The 2,959-nt window shown below is 73.8% G+C and carries 1 protein-coding gene; it reads left to right on the top strand.

Translation table 11 applies throughout. The features are described 5' to 3' along the window. Positions 1-287 precede the first annotated feature (287 nt). Positions 288-2,959 (top strand): SpoIIE family protein phosphatase (locus ABZ371_RS31065; protein WP_358685949.1); only part of this gene is annotated, 2,672 nt, incomplete at its 3' end.

Below are 2,959 nucleotides of genomic sequence, written 5' to 3'. Positions count from 1 at the left end.
GTCGCCGCCCCGGTCACCGCCGTCGCCCTGCACACCGGGGGCCGCCCGCTGGTACCCGGCTCGGTCCGCCGCCGTGGGGGGGGCCCCGCCGCGCGGCGGCGCCCCCCCCCCCCCCCCGCGCCGGGATCCGCGGGGAGCCGGGGAGCGTCCCCACCCCCGGGACCACCGGCCGGCCCCACCCGCGCCAGGGCCTCCCGTCCCCGAGGCGTCCCGCACCGGCCGTCCCGCCCCGGAACTTCGCCCGAACCGGCTCGCCCGCCCCTCGGACAGGGTGTAGAAAGGGGGGCATGGCCGGACGCTACGGCCGCCCGCGCTCGTTTCTCCGTATGAGAACCGTCGCTGGTCAGGTCTTCCTCCTGCAGGTGGCGATCGTGGTGCTGCTCGTCGCTGCCGCCGTGGCCGCGCTCGTGCTCCAGTCCAGGTCCGACAGCGAGCGGGAAGCACGCAACCGTTCCGTGGCCGTGGCCGAGACCTTCGCCAACGCGCCCGGCATGGAAGCGGCCCTGCGGAGCCCCGACCCCAGCGCGGTGCTCCAGCCGAAGGCCGAGGCGGCCCGCAAGGGCTCCGGCGTCGACTTCATCGTCGTACTGAACCTCGACTCCGTCCGCTACACCCACCCGCTGCCCGACCGGATCGGGAAGAAGTTCGTCGGCGACGTGGGCCCCGCGCTGGAGGGGCGCGTCGTCACCGAGAAGATCACCGGGACGATCGGCCCCCTCGTCCAGGCCGTGGTGCCCGTCCTCGGCACGGACGGCCAGGTGATCGGCATGGTCTCCGCCGGGATCACCGTCGCCAACGTGAGCGGGGTCGTCGAGAACCAGTTCCCCCTCCTGTTCGGGTCCGCCGCCGGGATCCTGGTCCTCACCACCACGGGGACGGCGCTCGTCAGCAGACGGCTCCGCCGCCAGACGCACGGCCTGGGCCCGGCCGAGATGACCCGGATGTACGAGCACCACGACGCCGTCCTGCACTCCGTGCGCGAGGGCGTGCTCATCGTGGGCGGCGACCGGCGGCTGCTCCTCGTCAACGACGAGGCCCGTCGCCTCCTGGGCCTGCCGGCCGAGGCCGAGGGGCGGGCCGTCACCGAGCTGGGGCTCGATCCCGCCGCCACGGATCTGCTGTCCTCGGGGCGCATCACCACCGACGAGGTCGTCTCCGTGGGGGACCGGCTGCTGTCCGTCAGCCAGCGCTCCACCGACCGCGACGGCGGACCGCCCGGCACGGTGACGACACTGCGCGACACCACGGAGATCCAGGCTCTGACCGGCAAGGCCGCCGTGGCCCGGGGCCGGCTGAAGCTGCTGTACGACGCCGGCACCGAGGTCGGCACCGTCCTCGACGTCGTACGGACCTGCGAGGAGCTGGCCGGCTTCGCCACGGACAGGTTCGCCGACTACGCCACCGTGGACCTGGCCGAAACGGTCCTGCGCGGCGAGGAACCGACGGCGTCCCGCTCGATCGCCGACATGCGGCGCACGGCCGTCAGCGGCGCACGGAGCGACACGGGGCTGTACCCGCTGGGTTCCGTGATCCGCTTCAAGCCGACCACGGCCATGGGCGACGGCCTGATCAGGGGCCGGGCCGTGCTCGACCCGGAGCTGGAGCGGCTCACCGGATGGCAGCAGCAGAACCCGGAACGCGCGCGCCGGCTCGTCGAACACGGCTTCCACTCGATGATCGCCGTGCCGTTGCGTGCCCGCGGCGTCATCCTGGGCGTGGCCATGTTCTGGCGCGCGCAGACACCCGAACGCTTCGAGGACGAGGACCTGTCGGTAGCCGAGGAACTCGTCGCGCGCGCCGCGGTGAGCATCGACAACGCCCGCCGGTACTCCCGCGAGCACACCGTGGCCGTCACGCTCCAGCGGAGCCTGCTGCCGCGCGGCCTGCCCGACCAGAACGCCATCGAGGCGGCCTACCGGTACCTGCCCGCGCAGGCGGGCAGCGGCGGGCTCGGCGGTGTCGGCGGGGACTGGTTCGACATCATCCCGCTGCCCGGAGCGCGGGTGGCGCTCGTGGTCGGCGACGTCGTGGGACACGGCCTGCACGCGGCCGCCACCATGGGGCGGCTGCGGACCGCGGTCCACAACTTCTCCACCCTCGACCTGCCGCCCGACGAACTGCTGTGGCACCTGGACGAGCTGGTCGCCCGCATCGACCAGGACGAGCGGGCCGAAGGCGCGGAGAACGGCGTCACGGGGGCGACGTGCCTCTACGCGATCTACGACCCCGTCTCGGGGCGCTGCACCATGGCGCGGGCCGGCCACCTCCAGCCGGTGGTCATCGGTCCCGGCGGTACGGCCGAGTTCGCGGACGTGCCCGGCGGCCCCCCGCTCGGCCTGGGCGGCCTGCCGTTCGAGACCCTGGACGTGCAGCTGCCCGAGGACAGCCGCCTGGTGCTCTACACGGACGGCCTCGTCGAGGACCGGAGCAGGGACATCGACGAGGGACTCGAACTGCTGCGCGGCACCCTCGCCGAGCACGCGGACCGGACGCCCGAGGAGATCTGCGAGGCCGTCCTGCGCGTCCTCGTCCCGGCGCGCGCCCGCGACGACATCGCGCTCCTCGTCGGCCGCACACGCCTGCTCGCCGACCAGGACGTGGCCGACTGGGAGGTGCCCTCCGACCCCGCGGCGGTCTCCCGGGTACGGGCCGAGGTGTCCCGCAAGCTGGCCGAGTGGGATCTGGTGGAGGAGGCGTTCACGACCGAGCTGATCCTCAGCGAACTGGTCACCAACTCCATCCGCTACGCCGCCGGACCCATCCGCGTACGCCTGATCCGGGAACGCACCCTGATCTGCGAGGTCTCCGACCGCAGCAGCACCTCCCCCCACCTGCGTCAGGCGGCCACCACGGACGAGGGGGGCCGGGGGCTCTTCCTCGTCGCCCAGCTCGCGGAACGCTGGGGCACCCGCTACACCGACGACGGCGGCAAGGTCATCTGGACGAGCTGCTCCGTCCA

Origin of the sequence: Streptomyces sp. NPDC005899, from assembly GCF_040629645.1 — a bacterium.
In the GTDB taxonomy this organism is placed as follows: domain Bacteria; phylum Actinomycetota; class Actinomycetes; order Streptomycetales; family Streptomycetaceae; genus Streptomyces.
The sequence above is the reverse complement of the archived record's forward strand: the minus strand, read 5'-3'. Positions and strand labels throughout refer to the sequence as shown.